Source organism: Nostoc sp. 'Lobaria pulmonaria (5183) cyanobiont' (assembly GCF_002949795.1).
Taxonomy (GTDB): Bacteria; Cyanobacteriota; Cyanobacteriia; order Cyanobacteriales; family Nostocaceae; genus Nostoc.
The window spans coordinates 6592361-6612588 of sequence record NZ_CP026692.1 but is presented as its reverse complement, the minus strand read 5'-3'; the positions used below and the strand labels follow the sequence as shown (position 1 = coordinate 6612588).

Sequence of the window (20228 nt, the reverse complement as noted above, 5' to 3'; positions counted from 1 at the left end):
AAACTTACTGCAACTTCTCCTTTGCTCCCCTGCTCCCCTGCTTCCCCACTCCCCACTCCCCACAACGCATGAGAGAAAAAATCGACGCTTTAACACAAAATCTGGCTCTTACCATCGTTGGCAAAGCTGAAGCAATACGCTTAGTGCTAGTCGCCTTGTTAGGTGGTGGTCATGCTCTTTTAGAAGATGTTCCTGGTGTTGGTAAAACTCTGCTCGCTAAATCCTTAGCTCGTTCACTGGATGGCAAGTTTCAACGGCTACAATGCACTCCCGATTTACTGCCAACTGACATTACTGGTACTAACATTTGGAATCCAAAAAGCGGCGAATTTACTTTTCTGCCTGGGCCAGTCTTTACCAATGTGCTATTGGCTGACGAAATCAACCGCGCTACACCCCGCACTCAGTCAGCTTTACTGGAAGTTATGGAGGAACATCAGGTAACAGTCGATGGTGTCTCTCGTGCAGTTCCTCAGCCCTTTTTTGTCATTGCCACTCAAAACCCTATCGAGTATCAAGGTACTTTTCCCCTACCAGAAGCGCAAATGGATCGGTTTATGTTATCGCTAAGTTTGGGCTATCCTTCTGAGGCAGAAGAACTCTTGATGCTGCAAAATCTCCAAAATGGTGTAAAAGTTGCTAATTTGCAGCCTTGTATTACCTTGGCAGAAGTACAGGAATTGCGTTACCTCTGCTCTCAAGTAAAAGTGGCAACCTCCTTGCAACAGTACATCCTGGAATTGGTGCGGGCAACACGCCAAGATGAGGAAATCGCTCTTGGTGTCAGTCCGCGTGGCACATTAGCATTACAACGGGCTGCCCAAGCGCTAGCTTTTTTATTAGGGCGTGATTATGCTATTCCCGATGATGTGAAATTTCTTGTCCCTCATGTTCTTTGCCATCGCCTTATTCCTAGAGGAGGACGCAATTCAAGGACTGTTGTTGAGCGATTATTGCGATCGGTTTCTATTCCTTAATACAAAGTGACTTCAATGATCTAAAAAACAGCTATCCGAGGTGGCGGTAACTGCATTTCTTGCTGGGGAAAATATTTTTTTGCGCTTTTCCTCCGGTTTATTCTGCGTCAGTAGAGTCAGACTTGACTCGTACGCGGTCATTGGTGAAGCGTATATTATTTACCAGCTGAAAGTAACAGTATTATCCAAAAAAGTAAGAGTGCTGGATACCGATTGATTTATCAAGTTGAGTCACTTACAAGTATTTTGCTACTAACGATTTCTTCCAAATCTGACCGAGAAGATATTGGTGTAAATGAAATCCGATATATTGTGGCTGATTTTTATAGTGAGTCAGGTTAAAACTACTAGAACATTTTTCCTTATAGAGTCAGTGGTGCGCTGAATAAATATTTATATTACTGTTGTGGATATGAAAGATGTGTTGCTTGCCAAAACTACTTACGCAAAATTATAAAACACTGCCAATACTGCGTAAGTCTTATGATTAGCACAAGCGCCACTTTGAAATATCTGGGAATGTGAGGAATGTCAATTTTTGTTAAGCGCAAAATCCGCGATGCCTATGGCGGGCTACGCCAACGCCAAGCACTACAGCCAAGCGCCGAACGTGAATTCAAACGCCAATTTTTCGGTTTACTTCTGGTAATTGTAACGTGGAGTTTAGCTATGGGCTGGCTTCTAGCCTTGGCAACTAACGCCCAAAGTGCGACTCCTCCCGCTGAAATTGGCACTGTTGACGTAGTACCCGCACAATACCAACTGGGGCAAGAACTCTATTTAGAAAACTGCTCCAGATGTCACATTGCCATACCACCAGCCGTTTTACCTACCCAAACTTGGAAAAATATCCTGCAAGACTCGCAGCACTACGGCACACAACTCCAGCCTTTAATCGATCCGCCACGCATCTTGGTGTGGAAATATCTTTCGACTTTCTCCCGTGTGCAGCTAGATGACGAAGAAACACCATATCGCGTCAATAACTCGCGTTATTTCAAAGCTTTGCATCCAGGAGTTGAGTTACCACGTCCCGTACAAGTTGGCAGCTGTGTCAGCTGTCATTCCAGTGCTAATGATTACAATTTCCGCCGCCTGACATCACCAGAGGCAGAGGGGCAGAGGAGATAGAGAGCAGAGGGGAAAGATCCTGTGAGAAAGTTCCCCTCTGCTCCCCTCCTCCTGCATCCTGGCCCCATCTGGGGGCAAAATGATACTATGAAGAAAGAGTAAATATAAGATAAGAGTTAAAACCAATCAGTTTATTAAATGATTGGCTAGTTTTTATCCTGCTTTTGAGGTAATTCTCATTTCACACCCATCCACAACCAAGACGTTTGGGCTGGGTTAAATGTTTATAATCAATGCCTACCCTTTAATTTCCATCCCCTTTGATTCAGTTCTATAACCTGCCATGCTAAAACTTTTGTTGGGCGACCCCAACGCTCGTAAGCTTAAAAAATACCAACCTTCTGTTACTGAAATTAACCTTTTAGAGGAAGAAATTAAGGTTCTTTCCGATGATGAGTTAAAAGGTAAAACCGTCGAATTTAAACAACGGATCGCTAAAGGCGAAACCCTAAATGACATATTGCCAGAAGCTTACGCCGTTATTCGGGAAGCAGGACGGCGAGTCTTAGGCTTGCGGCACTTTGATGTCCAACTCCTTGGCGGTATCATTTTACATGTAGGACAAATTGCCGAAATGAAAACCGGCGAAGGTAAAACACTAGTTGCTACCTTGCCGAGTTACTTAAATGCCCTTACTGGTAAAGGTGTACACGTCGTTACCGTCAACGATTACCTAGCTCGTCGGGATGCGGAATGGATGGGACAGGTGCATCGGTTCTTGGGGTTGAGTGTGGGGCTAATTCAGTCAAGCATGACTCCTAGCGAACGCCAGAAAAATTACGAGTGCGATATTACTTATGTCACCAACAGCGAAGTAGGGTTTGACTACTTGCGGGATAACATGGCGACATCAATGGCAGATGTGGTGCAACGCCCGTTCAATTATTGCGTGATTGACGAGGTAGACTCGATTTTAATTGATGAGGCGCGGACACCGCTAATTATTTCCGGGCAGGTGGAAAGACCGACAGAAAAATATCTGCAAGCCGCTGAAATAGCATTCACACTCAAAAAAGACGAGCATTACGATGTGGATGAAAAAGCTCGTAACGTGCTTTTGACAGATGAAGGGTTTGCGGAATCAGAAAATCTTTTGGGAGTCACAGATTTATTTGATCCAGAAGATCCTTGGGCGCACTTCATTTTCAATGCAATTAAAGCCAAAGAACTTTTCCTCAAAGATGTAAATTACATCGTCCGCAATGGGGAAGTGGTAATTGTGGATGAATTTACTGGACGGGTACTACCCGGACGGCGTTGGAGCGATGGACTTCACCAGGCGATTGAAGCCAAAGAACACGTAGATATTCAGCCAGAAACTCAAACTCTAGCGACAATTACTTATCAAAATCTATTTTTGCTGTATCCAAAACTGGGTGGAATGACCGGAACGGCAAAAACGGAAGAACCTGAATTTGAAAAAATTTACAAATTGGAAGTTGCGGTAATTCCCACCAACCGCGATCGCAGACGCGAAGATTTGTCTGATATGGTGTTCAAGACAGAACCAGGCAAGTGGGGTGCGATCGCTAAAGAATGTGCCGAAATGCACGAACTTGGCAGACCTGTATTAGTGGGAACCACTAGTGTAGAAAAATCTGAACTTCTCAGTCGGCTACTGAAGCAGTTGGAGATTCCCCACGAATTACTCAACGCCCGACCGGAAAACGTCGAACGTGAGGCGGAAATTGTCGCCCAAGCCGGACGCAAAGGTGCTGTAACGATTGCTACTAACATGGCTGGTAGAGGTACAGACATCATTCTGGGTGGTAACTCCGAATATATGGCACGTCTGAAACTGCGGGAATACTTTATGCCCCGGATCGTCATGCCAGAAGATGAAGATGCGTTTGGCGTGCAAAGACCAGCCGGATTACCTACAGGACATGGTGGTGGTCAAGGCTTTGTCCCTGGTAAGAAAGTCAAAACTTGGCGGGCTTCGCCAGAAATTTTCCCGACCCAGTTGACAAAAGAAACCGAAAAACTACTCAAAGATGCAGTAGAAATTGCAGTGCGTGAGTATGGCGATCGCAGTTTACCGGAACTGGAAGCTGAAGACAAGGTAGCTGTGGCAGCAGAAAAAGCTCCCATCGATGACCCTGTGATTCAGAAATTGCGGGAAGCATACAACCGTGTTAAGCAAGAGTATGAACAATTTACTACCCGCGAACACAATGAGGTAGTAGAAATTGGCGGTTTGCACGTCATTGGTACAGAACGCCACGAATCGCGGCGAATTGATAACCAGTTGCGCGGACGTGCAGGAAGACAAGGCGACCCTGGAACCACAAGATTCTTTCTCAGTTTAGAGGATAACCTACTGCGGATTTTTGGTGGCGATCGCGTTGCTGGGTTAATGAATGCCTTCCAAGTAGAAGAAGATATGCCCATCGAATCTGGGATGCTTACCCGCAGTTTGGAAGGCGCACAGAAAAAAGTTGAAACCTACTATTACGACATTCGGAAGCAGGTGTTTGAGTATGATGAGGTGATGAATAATCAACGTCGTGCTATTTATGCTGAACGCCGCCGAGTGCTAGAAGGTCAAGACTTGAAAGAACAGGTGATTAAGTATGCTGAAAAAACGATGGATGACATCGTTGACTTCTACATCAACGTAGATTTGCCCTCCGAAGAGTGGGAGTTAGAAAAGTTGGTTGAGAAAGTCAAAGAATTCGTCTATCTGCTAGCAGATTTGCAGCCAAATCAATTAGAAGATATGACAGTCGCTGAGATTAAAGCCTTCCTTCATGAACAGGTGCGAATTGCTTACGACCTCAAAGAAGCGCAGATTGACCAAGTTCAACCCGGACTGATGCGCCAAGCTGAACGTTTCTTTATTTTGCAACGCATTGATACCCTGTGGCGGGAACACCTGCAACAAATGGATGCCTTGCGCGAATCAGTGGGATTACGTGGTTACGGTCAAAAAGATCCACTGATTGAGTATAAGAGCGAGGGTTACGAACTCTTCTTGGATATGATGGTCAACATCCGTCGAGATGTGGTGTATTCGTTGTTCATGTTCCAGCCGCAGCCTCAGCAGATGATGCAGGCAGAATCAGAGATGGTGTAGGTAAAGAATATCCCATGCAGAGACGCAGAGGCGCAGAGGCGTTTTTGCGTCTTTGTGTTTTAAAGTACCTCTCAAAAGTATTTTGTTTTCAGGAGTTCGCTGAAATGGGTAAGCTGGTACTACCAAATCTTCAGGGTAAGCAAATGGGGCAAATAATAGTTACCCTGACTGTTACCAATCGAATTGATCAAGTTTTGGCTCAACGAGGCTTTATTTCTTCGGGGGAAGTTCGCTCTTATACTCTGGATGATCTTTTAGTTGATACGGGCGCAACTTTGCTGTGTTTACCTGCTAGCATTATTAGTCAACTAGGTTTAGTCCAAGGTGGAGCAGCCCAGGTAGAGACTGCTGCTGAAGTGAAGCAGGGGCGAATTTTTCGAGATGTTGAGCTTAGTATTGCAGAGCGTCAAGGAACCTTTGATTGTCTGGAACTCACAGAAGTACCTTATGCCCTTTTGGGTGTAACACCAATGGAATTTTTAGGGTTAGAACCAGACCTTAAAAATCGGAAGTTGCGGATTTTGCCGATGAATTCTGAGCAAACTTATCTGAGTGTATTGTAAGCGATCGCTTATAGTTCAATACGGTTCAGTTAAGACTCAAACTCTTTCTAAATGTCAATTTTTTGAACGAACTGCAAAGGACGCATTTGCATAGCGTCTTGTAGAGAATGACACAAAGAGAAGAAAGAAATGCTTAACTAAACTGTATTGGCTTATACTTGGCGTAGTTTGGGAGTTGTTTGTGAGGCGATCGCAGAATAAGCTATTTTACTTTAATAACTAGGCAACCAGAGACAAGCTAGCCTATATCGAAAAATTTTCAGACCTTGCTTAAAGATAAAAGAATTATCTGTTTAGATATACCAAATGAATATGAGTATATGGAACCAACTTTAATTAAATTCTTAAAAAAGAAAGTTCTAACTTTATTAAAAATTAAAAAATGAATATTCAGGAAGCTTTTAATTCTGCCGCAGGAGATTACGATAACTTACGTCGTATTCTAATTCCCTGTTTTGATGACTTTTACAAAACAGCCGTTGAAATCATCCCAGGCGATTGCACTGCACCGATAAAGGTTCTAGATTTGGGTGCTGGTACTGGACTTTACTCAGGTATGGTTCAGTCCGTCTTCCCTAATGCAGAGTTCACTTTGCTGGACTTAGCCCCTGAGATGTTAGAAAAAGCTAAGTTGAGATTTAGCCAAATGGGTAAATCTCCCAAAATCTTAATTGGTGACTACATTGAGACTGATTTAGGTGGTTCTTATAACCTGATAATCTCTGCCTTATCGATTCATCATCTGTCAAATGTTGACAAAGAACTTCTTTATCAACGGATTTATGATGTTCTCAATCCTGGAGGGATATTTATCAACGCCGATCAAGTTCTCGGCAAAACCCCTGATTTAGAACAACTTTACCGTCAACACTGGCTAAATTCTGTCCGCGCTAAGAATATCTCAGAAGAGGATCTCAAAGCTGCACAAAAACGCATGGAATACGATCGCATGGCAACCCTTGATATTCAACTTCACTGGCTAGAAGCGGCTGGGTTTCAAAATGTGGATTGCTGGTACAAAAATTTTAGCTTTGCTGTTTTTGGTGGTTCTCGACCGACTATTTAACTAAGTAAGTAGGCACAAATAATTAGAAGATGTTTTTGTAACGCACCGAAAACCTGAAATGATGCCCTGCGAAAGCCGTAACACACCCTACTAGCGTGGCAAGGCTAAATTTGTGCATTAGATTTATGGTTTTTTGGGGCTAAAGCGCTACTACAAGCCTTTAGGCTTGCCACGCCACTACGTTATATCAAGTCTGGCTAATCACTTGTGATTAAAATCTCCCTGATCCATACAGGCGATAGGTCAAAAATAAAGGAAAGTGTTTCACCTAATATCAGTAATTGGGCAAGAATAAATCAAACTATATTACGCAATTTTAAGTTAATTAAATTGGCTTGTAGTAATGCCTGTATCCACTTATTAAAAACTTTTAATTATTTACAACCACTTACTTTGCTAAACCAAACCTTCCAGGAGGAATTTAATTAAGTTTTATATTTTAATTTAATTAGTTCATCAAAAAAGTTATCTAAACCTGCAATTATTAATACTATTTGAAAATTAGCATAAATAAAGGTGTACTTGATGGCTAAGTCTGCACTAATGGGATCTTTGCAACGCGCTTATAAAATTGCGAGGGCATCGATCAAAACTGGCATTCCCACAGATGAAATAGTTGATATTTTAAAACAAAGAACCAGTCGTCGCCGCTTACTGTATGGGGGTTTGGGATTAGCAAGTGCATTAGCTACAGCTACTTGGCATAATGGACGTGATTCTACGGCTTTTGCCACGATTCCCAAGGTGCTGGTAGTGGGTGCAGGAATTTCTGGCTTAACTGCTGCCTACCGCTTACGTCAAGCTGGGGTTCCTGTAGACATCATTGAGGCGAGGAATCGCGTTGGTGGTCGGATGCGTAGTTTAGCCAACGCAGCAGGTACTGGCGTGACTGTGGAACTAGGTGGAGAATTTATTGATACAGATCATACGAAATTGCGATCGCTTGCTCAAGAACTTGGTTTAACAATAGTCGATGTCCTCGCTACTGATAAGGGATTAGTGCCAGAAACATGGTACTTTCAAGGACGCAAAATTCCCGAAATAGAAATTATTAATTACTTCATTCCTTTAGCAGATAAAATTGAGAAGGATTTAGTTGCTATTGGGGATGGAGATGTAACTTATCGCTCTTACAATCAGGCAGCTTTCGCTTTAGATAATACTTCCATTGCAGAATATTTAGAGCAAGCAAAAATTAATCCGATTCTGCAAGAAATGCTGAAGGTGTCTTATACTACCGAATATGGCCGAGAAGCAGCAGAACAATCCTGTTTGAATCTACTGTTTTTGATTGGTACTAACACTGATAAATTCTCACTCTACGGTGAAAGCGATGAACGTTACACCATTCGTGGTGGTAACGACCAAGTACCCCGTTTGCTAGCAAATTCTTTAGCTTATGCTATCCAAACTGAAACAGAATTGGAAGCTATCTGCATCCGTCCCGATGGTCGCTATCGAGTTAGTTTACGGTCTGGTTATAAAACTTTTGATCGCACTTATGAAAGAATCTTGCTGGCATTGCCATTTACCACTTTGCGTTTAGTGAAGCTGGATGTGAATTTACCAGCATTTAAAAAGAAAGCGATCGCACAACTAGGATATGGTACAAATGCAAAATTAATTACAGCCTATCAACAAAAATTGTGGCGTACTAAATATAACTCAACAGCAGCAACATTTACTGATACAGGATTTCAAAACACCTGGGAACCCAGTCGCTACCAAAAAGGCCCCAAAGGTCTGATTACTAACTTTACAGGTGGTAAACATGGTTTATCTTTAGACAAAGGTTCAGCAGAATCTCAAGCCCAAATACTTTTACCACAATTAAATCAGATTTTCCCCGGAATCAAAAACCTGCGTCAAGGTGAAGCCATTCGCGCCTATTGGCCTGGAGAGCAGTACACAAGAGCCTCCTATGCTTGCTATTTAGTCGGACAATGGACAGGGATAAGTGGAGCTGAACAAGAACGTGTAGGTAATCTATTTTTTGCTGGTGAACACTGCTCTCCCTCCTACCAAGGATATATGGAAGGCGGTTGTAGAACAGGTGAAGTTGCAGCTCGGAGAATCCTCAAAGATTTAGGTTGGCGAAATATCCCTGCTCAACAGAAAAAACCAATTAATACCAATCAACTAAATCGCTATCATCCCAGGATTCCAAGAGACGAACGCTTTTCTGACGACTACACCGAAAAGTAAAGTATTTAGTCCTCAGTAATCAATATAGCGCTCTCAAATGAGTCAGAAGCCAGAAATCAGTATATTCTTGTTTCTAGCTTCTAACTTTCCAAGCCAGAGGCTATTGCATACAATCAAGAACTTTTTTTTTAGAACAAGTCCAAATCCGTTACAGCGCCAAAGCTACTAGAAGATACCAACTTGGCATATTTCGCCAACACGCCTTTAGTGTAACGTGGTGCAGCAGGTTGCCAATTCGCACGACGACGAGCTAATTCTTCATCGCAGATATAGCAACTGCAATAAGCGATCTTGGGCATCAATTGTGATGCTATCACCTTCTTGTATAAGAGCGATCGCACCCCCGACTGCTGCTTCTGGTCGTGACCAACCACCATGCCATAAATACTGCCAGAAAAGCGCCTGTCGGTAATTAATCCCACAGCATCTACTCTCGCAATTTTGGAACTATCTATCAGTCTCAACCTGAGAGGAACCAAACATTTCTGAGAGTCGCCCAGAACCGATGTGTCGCCAAAAATCCATTTGCCAAAAACGGTCTTGGGCGTGGATATAACCTTGTGCCATAAATAAATCGTGGGAGTTGGCAGCATATAAATGGGGAATTCCCCATTTATCTCGCTGGATGGTTACTTCAGCTTTGAGTTGAGGTAGTTGAATTGTGCCACTTTCTTGAGCAAAGGATCGAAGGCAAGAGTTACGGTGCGACCTTCTTTAGAGATAATACTGACTCCTTCTTCCTCAAAGAAGAAATCATCGTTTGCTAGGTCAATTCTTAAGTAGCGACGCGAGGAAACTTGAGAACGTAATGCTGCTAAAGATCCATCACAAAGGATCTCACCTCCACCAATAATAATTATGCGATCGCACAATGCCTCAATATCATCCATATCATGGGTAGTCAGGATGGTAGTTACTTGATGAGTTTTATTCAGCGCTTTGATAAATTTTCTGACTGCCAGCTTTGAAACTGCATCAAGCCCGATGGTGGGTTCATCAAGAAAAAGAATTTCCGGTCTGTGAAGCATTGCGGCGGCAAAATCACATCGCATCCTTTGACCAAGGCTTAACTGCCTCACCGGAGTCGAGAGAAAGCTGGCAAGACCAAGCAAATCAATCATTTCTTCGCGTGTCTGGCGATACTCTAATTGGGGAACGCGATAAATATCCCGCAGTAAATCGAAAGACTCAATCACTGGCAAATCCCACCAAAGTTGCGTTCTTTGACCAAACACTACACCAATACGATTAGCGTGCGCGATTCTATCTTTCCAAGGAGTTCGTCCGCCAATTATGCATTTTCCACTGGAAGGTACGAGAATACCGCTTAAAATTTTAATCGTAGTCGATTTCCCAGCTCCATTTGAGCCAATGTATCCTACAAGTTCTCCCCGCTCCAAGGAAAACGAAACTCCTTTAAGGGCATAAACAACTCTTGTTTTTCGTTGCACAAGCCCTCGGATTGAACCGAAAAGCCCAGAAGAACGTTCAGATACAAAGAAAGTCTTTCTGAGATTTTCGAGAAGAATGTGAGACATATTTTGTTAGTCTGTTATCGCTTGCAGAAGTGTTTTTTACCTAGAATACATCTACTAACCAGTTTTCAATACTCTGACTGCAAATGAATAAAGCTATTTTTAGGTTGTCGGTCAGGTAAACGCAAAGGAGAAAATAAATGGTACAAGTAGCAAAGATAGGTCATGCTGGATTTAAAACGCCAGACGTAGAAGCTATGCTGGCATACTATACAGAAATTCTGGGGTTTACTCTGACCGAACGAGGCTCTGATGGAGCTGTCTATTTAAGCTGTGCAGTAGATCATCATACAATCATTCTCTATCCCTCGACAGAAAGCGGTCATAATCACTTTGCTTTTCAAATTGATAGTAGTCAGACACTGAAACAGGCAGCGAAACAACTGCGTGACGCAGGCATCCAGGTAGAGCAAAAAACAGATGCCCAACCAGGGATACCGGAACTGCTTGAGTTTTGCGATCCTGAAGGACATACTCTCCAGCTATATTCAACCATTCAACAAGTCAGTCATGGGTTTCGAGAAACAGCCATCGTCCCTGAAAAATTAGGGCACGTCGCCATGTATGTGCATGATGTCCATAAATGTGTTGATTTTTATCAAAATATGTTAGGCTTTCGCGTGTCTGACTGGCTCGAAGATAGCTTTGTCTTCATGCGATGCAATCAGGATCACCATACTATGAATTTTTTGCAGTCTAAACAGCAAAAAATGTTCCATATTGCCTTTCAATTACGAGACTGGGCACATATACAAACCGCTTGTGATTTTTTGGTAAGGCACAACATTACGCCGCTTTGGGGGCCGGTACGCCACGGGATAGGACATAACATCGCTACGTATCATAAAGATCCCGACAAAAACATAGTCGAACTATTTACCGAAATAGATATCATGCTCAACGAAGTCGGATATTTTGAACCGCGACCCTGGCACGAAGATTTTCCTCAAAGACCAAAAGTATGGAAGGATACTCCGCAAGCCGTGGCTCACTGGGGCGGATTGCCACCCAAGGAATTAATGGAGTAAGTTGATGAGCAAAATAACACCCAAAGATGTGAAGATGCAAGCCCTTCAGCGCAGAAGAAACTTATATTAGAGCGATCTATGCATATAGTTATTTATAGATAGATAACTATATGCTGACTATTCTTGCTGCTTGCTTCTGACAGATGATGTCTTTAAACCCTCTTTTCAATAGCATTTGAGATGCGCTTACCCATACCGAGCAATGTCGATGCGATCGCCAGGGGAATGAAAAATTTTGCGATATATCATTTAGATTGCTACAAATAAATAACGACGAACGACTTGCCGTTCGGCAAAGATTACGCTGAACTGTTCAGACCTGACACAGCTAGAATGATTTCAAGGAAACTCTTCAGCAGAACCATAATGTTGAGAATTAGCCTAAAAATATCATTTGGTGCGATCGCAGGAGGCAAAAAATGGGCTTGGCTGGATTAAGAATTGTGTTAGTAGAACCAGCTGGGCCGATAAATATCGGCGCGATCGCCAGGGTAATGAAAAATTTCGGGCTATATCATTTAGTATTAGTGAACCCCCAATGCGATCCGCTATCGACGGAAGCTTTGATGATGGCTGTTCATGCTCAAGAAATTATAGAATCTGCGGTATTGGTGGAAACCTTACCAGAAGCGTTGCATGGATGTGTACGGGCGATCGCTACCACTGGTCGTGTTCGCAGTTTAGAAACACCTTTAGAAAATCCTCGTACTGCACTACCCTGGTTACTAGAGGAACCAGAAAAACCCGCAGCCCTGATTTTTGGCAGGGAAGACCGGGGATTAAGCAATGAAGAATTAAATTATGCACAGAGGTTTGTTGGTATTCCCACAAGTCAAGATTATGTAGCCCTGAATTTGGCCACCGCCGTAGCAATCTGCTGTTATGAATTGTCACAATGCGCCCAGCAACCTAATACTCAGACCATAACCCAAACTGAAATCGCCCCAATAGAAGTTGTGGAAGGATACTACCAGCAATTAGAATCACTATTACTGAAAATTGGTTATGTTTATCCCCATACGGCAGCTAGTCGCATGGGAAAATTTCGCCAACTATATAATCGCGCTCACCTGAAAACTGGGGAAGTAGCCATGCTGCGAGGGATTTTGCAGCAGGTAGAATGGGCCCTGAAAAACCAGAGGGATGGTGAAAACTTGTAATTATTTGTTTAATATATACGCAATCATCCCCCCAAAATATTTAATATGGCTTAAACTAAACACAAAAATGCTACTTAGTGGCAAAGTGGAATTTGAGTATTAATATTGCTTAAAGATTAAGTTTTGGGTCAGGAGTCTGCAAGAAAACAGTCAAGTGGGTCACAAGGAGTAACTGTGTCAGAGTCAAGTGACGAACTAACAGCTTTCTCGCGGCGACAACCCTTAAATCGCCGCCAGCCGCCACAAAAAGTTCAAAAAGTGGTAAAGAAGAAAGTTAAAGCTAACAGCCAGCAGCAAGCTGCGAATGGACGAGAAGGGACGCTAACACGCCCAAAAAATCCGATTAGTCCTCCCCCAATCCCTGGTGCTACACGTAGGGTAAAGTCGGGGTTAGTCATGCCAACGGCAGTAAAACCAATACCTAGTGTGAAGGGGAAAATTCCTCCCTTTCGACCAGGTGCTGTGATGGTGAAAACAGTGCGGATGGAAAAGCCAAAAAGAGGCCAGCGTTCATCGCGCAAGACGCGGTTAAAGCCAATGGCCAAAACCATGTTGTATGTTGTGCGCTTGTTGATTGTGGGTGTTGGGATGGGTGCAATTGTGGGCACGGTGTTGTCAGTATTAGACCCGGCTAATCGCATCAGCACAACTTCTGCGCCCCAATCTAATAGTAATGTGGCGCGATCGCAACCACAACCTGCCCAAACTCCCCAAACTGCATCTTCAAGCCTATACCTATCCCAGGAAATTACCTCTTTGAAAAATGCCGTGCAAAATTTGGCGGCTACCAACCCAAGTCTCACACCAGGAGTTTTCTTAGTAGATTTGGATACTGGTAATTATGTAGATGTCAACGGCTCTACCAGTTTTCCAGCAGCTAGCACGATTAAAGTACCGATTCTGATTGCCTTTTTCCAGGATGTGGACGCAGGTAAAATTCGCCTGGATGAAATGCTAACTATGCAACAGGATATGGTAGCTGGCGGTTCGGGAAATCTGCAATACAAACCCGCCGGAACCCAGTACGCCGCTCTGGAAGTCGTGACTAAAATGATTACAATTAGCGACAACACGGCGACAAATATGCTGATTGCCAAACTGGGAGGGATGGAGGCTTTAAACCAGCGTTTCCGCACTTGGGGATTGACAACCACCACAATTCGGAATCAACTTCCAGATTTGGAAGGGACAAATACTACAAGTCCTAAAGAATTAGGGAATTTGATGGCGATTGTCAGTCAGGGAAATTTAGTCAGTATGCCATCACGCGATCTCATGCTCGATATCTTGCGTCGCACCCAGAAAGACACTCTGCTGCCATCAGGTTTGGGAACAGGTGCAAGAGCATTCCACAAAACGGGTGATATCGGCATGATGTTAGCAGACACAGGTTTAATTGTTGTTCCAACTGGTAAGCGCTACATAGCTTCTGTTATGGTACAACGCCCAGAAAACGATCCTCGTGCCGAAAAATTGATTAGTTCAATTTCTCGTGCTGCCTACCAAGAGTTTAGCCAAAATTCTGTCACACCCAACACTACTACAAACACTGTACCCGCAAATGGTTATCAGCCCCAGGTTGTGAATCCGGCTCTACCCAACAGTACAACAGGCACTGCGCCCATGAGCATTTATCAGCCTCCTATTGTCACTCCTGTACCCAACGGCATGGGAAGTACTGTACCGACAAACGGTTATCAATCGCCAGGAATGAATCCTCAGTATTATCCCCCAAGATAATTCATAATTAAAGATGGTTTTGCCTCTTAACTTTTGTGATACCGCATTCCGGGCAGTTGCGAAACTAAACCCATAAGTTCCAACTGTAACAACGCACTGGAAACTGAACCAGCAGCCATGCCAGTTTGTTGGACAATAAAATCGAAGGGTAAAGCTTCACTTGTTAGTGCATCCATCACCATTTGCAATTCTGGTGATAAAGTTGGCATTAACTGTTCTGGTGCTGTAGAAGCCTCGACTCCATCAATTTGTGGTATTGCTCCTAACATTGTTAACAGTTCGTCTAGTTCCTTGAGGATGAAAGAAGCTCCTTGACTCAGTAACTTTAAGCACCCTTGGGATGGATGATCGTCCACTCTCCCTGGCAGTGCATAGACATCTCTACCAAATTCATTTGCGTAGGTAGCAGTAATTAAAGCACCAGATTTTAAAGGCGCTTCCATTACCAGGATGGCGCGGCTTAAACCTGCAATAATCCGGTTGCGACGCGGAAAGTGCGTGCGATCGGGTGGGGTTTTTGTAGGGTACTCACTCACTACTAACCCAGCCGTCAAAATTTGCTTGTACAAATCCCGATTTTTATGCGGATAAATGACATCAACACCAGTCCCCAAAACTGCGATCGTGCGTCCACCTGCTTTCATGGCGGCGATGTGGCTTTCTGTGTCAATTCCCTCTGCCATCCCAGAAACAACTGTAAAGCCATTTTTAGCCAAAGCTGTACTAATTTGGCGAGTCCAACGGATACCATATTCTGAGGGTTGGCGTGTGCCGACAATCCCAACCATCGGTTTTTGTCCGAGATTTTCTTGGAGTTCGACTTCACCGCGATAGTACAAAATCGGCGGTGGACTGGGAGTTTCCAACAGTAAACGAGGATAATCTGCATCTGCTGGTGTCCAGAAATGGGAGTTTTCCTGTTGGTGCTTAGTGAATAGTTGTTCTGGATGCAAACGCGATCGCTGTTGTACTACTTTTTCTAGTGTTTGGAAACCCAAACCTTCCACCTCTCCCAACTGCACCTTAGTAGCGTTCCAAGCTGTTGCCAGCGTGCCAAAATGCTGTTGTAGCCGTCGCAGTAATACCGGCCCAATTCCCGAAATTTGCGCCCAAGCTAACCAATATGCGCTTTCTTCTACCACCGTTCTATCCTCACACTGTTGGATTGAGTATTCCCAAATTGAGGTTGGCTGTTGATGGAGTGGGGGCAATACTGTTCGGTTAAAGCAAGAGACGCGATGAATCGCCGTCTCTACAAAGAACTTCTGCCTTATCTACGCTACGACACGCTGGGCGATCTGCCTCCTCTTTCCCAATTCCTCTTGACTTTTGACTCTTGACTCTTGACTATTAACTATTGACTATCTATCTTCTTATCTTGTGTGATGAAATATTTCTATCGTCTTCTAATAAGCCTATCTGGGTGCTTAATATTTTTACTGGTGCATAGTGGACTTGGTTTGTTACCTAGTTTGGCCGCTGAAAAAGTTACTGTCAGGTACGGATTGTTTGAGCAATCGATCCCGGTGGCAGATATACGCAACTATGGCGAGACACAAAAGGTTTCTGCCGATCTGCAATCTTTTCTACATTACCTCAGCCCTAAGGACAAACAGAAGTTCCAAGAAGCCCTTCAGGTGAAAATGTCGCTTGATATTGTGGCTTTAGATAAGCTGATAAATACAGGAATGGGCAAGCAAATTTTATCTTTTGCTTCTGGTGCGATCGCTCGTCGCGATCGAGCTAGTATACAAGCACTACGATCGGCCATTATCATCGGAGCAAGATCGCCAGAAGGTCTAGGAATAACCAGCTTTCTACAAGCCTATCCCAGTAATCAATTAGTTGTTGATGTGTCAAAAATTCAGAAGCTAGCGGGTATGGCAAATTTCTCTTCTAGTTCTGCTGATGCGCCGCCGAAAGATGACGTAAGTTCTTCACCTTTAGGGAAAATTGCACTGCAATATCAGACACTCGCCGCCCAGGATAAACAGTTCTCAGGTTGCTTATTTGGCGATTCTATTTCGGCTGGACTTGGCAATACCCTTGGGAGTGGTACTTTTAATTTTGGATTAAATGGTCTGAGTACAATCTCGTTACTAGAACAACTCAAAAGTTTAATTCCTACCAAGGTTAAATGCGAAAAAGCCATTATTGCCATAGGTGGAAATGATGCTTTGTATAAAATTAGTGATGAGTTATTTAGCAAAAATCTCCAAGAGGCGATCGCACTTCTTCGCACAATGGGAACTAAAGAGATTTTTCTGATTCCGGCTTTTTATTCGACAGTTGCAGCAAGCTCAGATCCAACTGTAGCAGCCCCACTTGCTAGAGTTGAACAAATTAATGTTTTGATTAATCAAGTTGCTGAAACAGAAAAAGTACCAGTTGCCGCAGCCGGACTAGCACCATTATATGAAAATAATGTTCTTAAAGAAAATTTGACCAGTGATGGCGACCATCTGAATGCAGAGGGTCTGAAAATTTATCGGCAAGCATTATTACAAATCCTCGGTAAGTAATATTATTTTGAATTTTGGATTTTGGATTGACTGAAAAATCTAAAATCTAAAATTCAAAATTAAATGGCTGCCGAAACCGATATTTATGCTGTATCACTGTTAGGCTTTCCAATTCAAAAACCGTGCATAAAGATAAGCTATACCTTCATCAAGAACTGTCCGCACACCTTCGCTAGAACCCCACCATTTGTTTGGATTATAATCTTGCGTTGTGGCAGCAATCACACCAACATTAATTTGAGGGGTAAGTATTTTTTTAAAAAGAAACCAACTCCTACGGGCATGAACGTCCAAGGAAAAAAGATTAATCGATTCTATCTTTAAATTTGAATTGGATAGCCAACGCTCAAATTCAGCAGCAGATGCATAACTACGATCCTTAACCACAAAAGGTGTCGGAACAGCTACTACTTTTTCTGCTTCTAAACCGAGTTTTATGAAAGTGTCAGCCGACACGTCTGCAAAGTTCTTGTATCCGGTAAGATAACTTCCTCTTCCTAATGTACCTCCAGTAGTAATTATTTGATGATAAGAACCGTTTTTAAATTCAGTCAAAGCTTTTTCTATAGCGTAATCTGGTAGCCATCCTTCAACAACTAATACTTCTGCTGATTGTATCGGGGAAGTTACGGCGAGAAATGAGTGTACATGAGTAATAGTGAAAAATATTAAGTAAACAATCAAAGCGATCGCAATCGCCCACCCTTGAGCCGTAAGTGTCCACATTTCTTGGCGTTTGGTTAGTTTGATTTTGGGAAATTTTTGACACCGACGATTTTTTCTCCGCATTAAACCTTAGCTAAACGTTGTTCTTTCAAGTAGTTAAACACAGACTTATCTCCAATATCAGCAGGAATTGCTTGTACTGTCTTTCGGAGGGCAAATACTAAAAATAATATTGCCCAAGTTCCTAATAAAATGCCTTCTCCCTGAGTTGGTAAAATTCCCACCAAATGTCCTAACAACAGTAGCGGTACAATTGGGGTTAATACTTTGGTTTCCAGCCGATTGAAGCAAAAAGCCTCTTTAAAATAAATACCTGTCAAAGCTACGAAAATAAAACCAACCCCAAATAAGGTAATTGGCTGATTGTAAACAGCAAGAGCTAAAGGTTCACTACTAGTGATTGCCAGAATCACTGATGTGATACTACCAATCGCCCAAAAAACTTGCAATGCTCGGTGCAGTGATGCCATGTAGATATGGATGGTAAATAAACTTACACCAAGAGCGAGACTGAAACAAGCATATAGAGGTGTAAGTGCAGTTACAACAGTTGGGTTATTGTTGAGTAAAATCAAGGCGCTGCCGATCGCAAAGCTTAGTGCTGCTACCATTAAGCCAGCGCGATAGATAATTACACCAGTGCGATCGCTCTGAGTAATTGTAAATTCCCCAAACTGACCTTGATAAACTTCTGGTGCAGAGAGTGTTTGTGTAGTCATAGTTAAGAATATAATTATGAGTCTCTAGTAGAGTACAACAGGAAATTGCTCAAGGGTTACTTTTATTATTATGAGCAATAAGGTGAACTTCATGTCACCATTCCTAAACTTACGTCTTTCAGCAGTTGCTTTCTGGAAATTTTTGTCAGATTCGCACTGCCTACGATGAATGAAAATGCTTCTTTTTAAGTGGTGTGCAGTTGCCCAACCTCCGTTTTATATCTAGAATTTTCCCCTTTGTTTGCCTTTGCCACACATCAGTAACAGGCACTTTGCAGCCTGGTATTTTTTCACTGTCTTAACTTTAGCAATATTCACTTGTCTGATTTTCTTAAAAAAACAAGACTTCTAGTGCATCTTGTAAATTAATCTGTAATTGTGAGTGAGCATTTCCGCAATTAATAGCAATTTCTACCCAGCCGTGACTGCCAACTAAAGCTATTATCTCTCCCACTTTGACGTCACTGTAAGTTTCACAGCCTGGTACACTCAATCCAGCAACTTGCACATACCAATTTTTGCCTTGCACGTAACTCGCTGGAATGTTACTCACTAGGTTGCCAAAGTGGTCAATATATTGAATGCAACCCACTACACCAGTTGTTGTCTGCTTGCAGTTGCCTATATCCAGGTTTACCAAACTTACTGGATCAATTTCTTGTCCTAGCTGTTTAAGGGGCACACCACTAGCAAGATTAGCCGCCACTGGTGCAAAGATATCCCTACCGTGAAAAGTCTTGCTTGGTTGAGAAGTTCGCCAATAATTAAGATTTGTAAGTTCGACGGCTGCGATCGCCAGACTTTGACTAAGTACGCCGCTGAATATACCATTATCTGGCCCGACCAAAAACCCTTGAGTAAATTCTACTGCGATCGCTCGTCGCTTGCTTCCCACACCTGGATCTACTACTGCCAGATGTACTGTCCCCATTGGGAAATGAGCATAAGCATTCATCAGGCTAAACCTGGCTGCGGCGATGTCTTGCGGCGGAATTTGGTGCGTTAAGTCTACCAACGTCAATCTGGGGTTGATTTGGGCTATGACTCCCTTGATTATGCCTACATAAACATCGCGATCGCCGAAATCGCTCAGTAAAGTCACGAGTGGTTGTTGATCTATCTGGTTATTAGACATATTTTGGTAAAATTATATAAAAAATATATTTTCTGTAGCAACAGCTACAAAATATGTGCTATGTTAAGAATACAAGACATAAATTGAAAAATTAAACCAGGTAATCATTATGAATCAAAATAGACTACAAAGCATAAGCAAATCACGAGAAGCTCACAGAGCCAATATTCAAAGAAGCCTAGAGCATCGCTTGGAAATAGCCAGAGCAAAAGGCGACGAACAGCTAATTCGTCAACTGGAAGCTGAAATGAGGTATTCCAGCTAAATCAAGTTTTCATTGTTCATAGTTTTGTTGTGCAACCCGCTACGGCGGGTTTTTTTTGTATTTAGGGTGTTTTCTGGCAATTCTGGTAAAAGCTCATCATCCTTACTTAGAGGTTGTTTGAAAAGTATTTCACTGTGATTTTAGGCACTTTTAGATCCCCCCTAACCCCCCTTAAAAAGGTGGGAACCGGAATCAAAGTCCCCCTTTCTAAGGGGGATTTAGGGGGATCTAGAACTTTTTATACCGACAATACGACTTTTCAAACATCCTCTTAAGCAACGATATTGATTCTACTAAGCGAAAGTTCGTTCAACAATTTCTCAAAGGTATTGGTAAAGGGATGTTTACGACGGGCTGCGCCTACGCTCCTGTATTATGAC

Annotated in this window: 17 protein-coding genes and 1 pseudogene; 11 read left to right on the top strand and 7 right to left on the bottom strand. The window is 42.8% G+C overall.

Features of this window, described 5'->3' with window-relative positions; translation table 11 throughout:
- The first annotated feature begins 68 nt into the window (after nucleotides 1-68).
- The 6 genes from NLP_RS29365 (at nucleotide 69) to NLP_RS29330 (ending at nucleotide 9018) form a co-directional block, all read left to right on the top strand.
- Complete coding sequence (locus NLP_RS29365; protein WP_104909400.1) at nucleotides 69-977, top strand: AAA family ATPase; 909 nt, start codon at nucleotides 69-71, stop codon at nucleotides 975-977.
- 528 nt (nucleotides 978-1505) lie between these two features.
- Entirely contained in the window at nucleotides 1506-2108 is a 603-nt protein-coding gene (locus tag NLP_RS29355) for a cytochrome C (RefSeq protein WP_104909399.1), read from the top strand.
- A 283-nt stretch (nucleotides 2109-2391) separates the two neighbouring features.
- On the top strand, nucleotides 2392-5184 hold the full coding sequence (gene secA, locus NLP_RS29350; RefSeq protein WP_104909398.1) for a preprotein translocase subunit SecA: 2793 nt from the start codon (nucleotides 2392-2394) through the stop codon (nucleotides 5182-5184).
- A 104-nt stretch (nucleotides 5185-5288) separates the two neighbouring features.
- Nucleotides 5289-5747: an aspartyl protease family protein gene (locus NLP_RS29345; RefSeq protein WP_104910091.1), complete on the top strand. Its 459-nt coding sequence runs from the start codon at nucleotides 5289-5291 to the stop codon at nucleotides 5745-5747.
- A gap of 382 nt (nucleotides 5748-6129) precedes the next feature.
- A complete protein-coding gene (locus NLP_RS29335) occupies nucleotides 6130-6813 on the top strand; it encodes a class I SAM-dependent methyltransferase (RefSeq protein ID WP_104909397.1) in 684 nt (227 codons plus the stop codon).
- 525 nt (nucleotides 6814-7338) lie between these two features.
- Complete coding sequence (locus NLP_RS29330) at nucleotides 7339-9018, top strand: flavin monoamine oxidase family protein (RefSeq protein WP_104909396.1); 1680 nt, start codon at nucleotides 7339-7341, stop codon at nucleotides 9016-9018.
- Between the two features lie 128 nt (nucleotides 9019-9146).
- On the opposite strand, the gene NLP_RS29325 is transcribed toward NLP_RS29330, so the two are convergent.
- From NLP_RS29325 to NLP_RS29315, 3 genes and pseudogenes are all read right to left on the bottom strand, one after another.
- The gene (locus NLP_RS29325; protein WP_442946677.1) at nucleotides 9147-9440 is read right to left on the bottom strand and encodes a hypothetical protein; all 294 of its coding nucleotides are present in this window, start codon (nucleotides 9438-9440) and stop codon (nucleotides 9147-9149) included.
- Between the two features lie 28 nt (nucleotides 9441-9468).
- Nucleotides 9469-9705: pseudogene (locus NLP_RS29320) on the bottom strand (penicillin acylase family protein); the annotation flags it as partial.
- Nucleotides 9648-10556, bottom strand: a complete 909-nt coding sequence (locus NLP_RS29315; RefSeq protein ID WP_104909395.1) for an ABC transporter ATP-binding protein — start codon at nucleotides 10554-10556, stop codon at nucleotides 9648-9650. The gene NLP_RS29315 and the pseudogene NLP_RS29320, both read right to left, overlap by 58 nt.
- A gap of 137 nt (nucleotides 10557-10693) precedes the next feature.
- On the opposite strand from NLP_RS29315, the gene NLP_RS29310 reads away from it, so the two are divergent.
- From NLP_RS29310 to NLP_RS29300, 3 genes are all read left to right on the top strand, one after another.
- The gene (locus NLP_RS29310; protein WP_104909394.1) at nucleotides 10694-11581 is read left to right on the top strand and encodes a VOC family protein; all 888 of its coding nucleotides are present in this window, start codon (nucleotides 10694-10696) and stop codon (nucleotides 11579-11581) included.
- Nucleotides 11582-12000: 419 nt separating this feature from the next.
- Nucleotides 12001-12741 (top strand): RNA methyltransferase, encoded by a 741-nt coding sequence (locus NLP_RS29305; RefSeq protein ID WP_104909393.1) that lies wholly within the window; start codon nucleotides 12001-12003, stop codon nucleotides 12739-12741.
- Nucleotides 12742-12915: 174 nt separating this feature from the next.
- Nucleotides 12916-14481 (top strand): serine hydrolase, encoded by a 1566-nt coding sequence (locus tag NLP_RS29300; RefSeq protein ID WP_199784719.1) that lies wholly within the window; start codon nucleotides 12916-12918, stop codon nucleotides 14479-14481.
- 26 nt (nucleotides 14482-14507) lie between these two features.
- On the opposite strand, the gene dprA is transcribed toward NLP_RS29300, so the two are convergent.
- Nucleotides 14508-15623, bottom strand: coding sequence for a DNA-processing protein DprA (gene dprA / locus NLP_RS29295; protein WP_104909391.1), 1116 nt, complete (start codon nucleotides 15621-15623; stop codon nucleotides 14508-14510).
- Nucleotides 15624-15866: 243 nt separating this feature from the next.
- Here dprA and NLP_RS29290 point away from each other — a divergent pair, with 243 nt between their 5' ends.
- Complete coding sequence (locus tag NLP_RS29290) at nucleotides 15867-17003, top strand: alpha/beta hydrolase (protein WP_104909390.1); 1137 nt, start codon at nucleotides 15867-15869, stop codon at nucleotides 17001-17003.
- A 99-nt stretch (nucleotides 17004-17102) separates the two neighbouring features.
- On the opposite strand, the gene NLP_RS29285 is transcribed toward NLP_RS29290, so the two are convergent.
- The 3 genes from NLP_RS29285 to NLP_RS29275 form a co-directional block, all read right to left on the bottom strand.
- Complete coding sequence (locus NLP_RS29285; protein ID WP_104909389.1) at nucleotides 17103-17792, bottom strand: ElyC/SanA/YdcF family protein; 690 nt, start codon at nucleotides 17790-17792, stop codon at nucleotides 17103-17105.
- Nucleotides 17792-18448 (bottom strand): DUF2301 domain-containing membrane protein, encoded by a 657-nt coding sequence (locus tag NLP_RS29280; RefSeq protein WP_104909388.1) that lies wholly within the window; start codon nucleotides 18446-18448, stop codon nucleotides 17792-17794. Before NLP_RS29280 ends, NLP_RS29285 begins: the two co-directional genes overlap by 1 nt.
- Before the next feature lie 331 nt (nucleotides 18449-18779).
- Complete coding sequence (locus NLP_RS29275; protein WP_104909387.1) at nucleotides 18780-19583, bottom strand: SAM hydrolase/SAM-dependent halogenase family protein; 804 nt, start codon at nucleotides 19581-19583, stop codon at nucleotides 18780-18782.
- Between the two features lie 109 nt (nucleotides 19584-19692).
- On the opposite strand from NLP_RS29275, the gene pirA reads away from it, so the two are divergent.
- Nucleotides 19693-19848: an arginine synthesis PII-interacting regulator PirA gene (gene pirA / locus NLP_RS34430; RefSeq protein ID WP_199784718.1), complete on the top strand. Its 156-nt coding sequence runs from the start codon at nucleotides 19693-19695 to the stop codon at nucleotides 19846-19848.
- Nucleotides 19849-20228 lie beyond the last annotated feature (380 nt).

Coding starts and splice junctions, on each gene's coding strand:
- NLP_RS29365 (WP_104909400.1), top strand. CDS start 69: ATGAGAGAAAAAATCGACGCTTTAACACAAAATCTGGCTCTTACCATC.
- NLP_RS29355 (WP_104909399.1), top strand. CDS start 1,506: ATGTCAATTTTTGTTAAGCGCAAAATCCGCGATGCCTATGGCGGGCTA.
- secA (WP_104909398.1), top strand. CDS start 2,392: ATGCTAAAACTTTTGTTGGGCGACCCCAACGCTCGTAAGCTTAAAAAA.
- NLP_RS29345 (WP_104910091.1), top strand. CDS start 5,289: ATGGGTAAGCTGGTACTACCAAATCTTCAGGGTAAGCAAATGGGGCAA.
- NLP_RS29335 (WP_104909397.1), top strand. CDS start 6,130: ATGAATATTCAGGAAGCTTTTAATTCTGCCGCAGGAGATTACGATAAC.
- NLP_RS29330 (WP_104909396.1), top strand. CDS start 7,339: ATGGCTAAGTCTGCACTAATGGGATCTTTGCAACGCGCTTATAAAATT.
- NLP_RS29315 (WP_104909395.1), bottom strand. CDS start 10,556: ATGTCTCACATTCTTCTCGAAAATCTCAGAAAGACTTTCTTTGTATCT.
- NLP_RS29310 (WP_104909394.1), top strand. CDS start 10,694: ATGGTACAAGTAGCAAAGATAGGTCATGCTGGATTTAAAACGCCAGAC.
- NLP_RS29305 (WP_104909393.1), top strand. CDS start 12,001: ATGGGCTTGGCTGGATTAAGAATTGTGTTAGTAGAACCAGCTGGGCCG.
- NLP_RS29290 (WP_104909390.1), top strand. CDS start 15,867: ATGAAATATTTCTATCGTCTTCTAATAAGCCTATCTGGGTGCTTAATA.
- NLP_RS29285 (WP_104909389.1), bottom strand. CDS start 17,792: ATGCGGAGAAAAAATCGTCGGTGTCAAAAATTTCCCAAAATCAAACTA.
- NLP_RS29280 (WP_104909388.1), bottom strand. CDS start 18,448: ATGACTACACAAACACTCTCTGCACCAGAAGTTTATCAAGGTCAGTTT.
- NLP_RS29275 (WP_104909387.1), bottom strand. CDS start 19,583: ATGTCTAATAACCAGATAGATCAACAACCACTCGTGACTTTACTGAGC.
- pirA (WP_199784718.1), top strand. CDS start 19,693: ATGAATCAAAATAGACTACAAAGCATAAGCAAATCACGAGAAGCTCAC.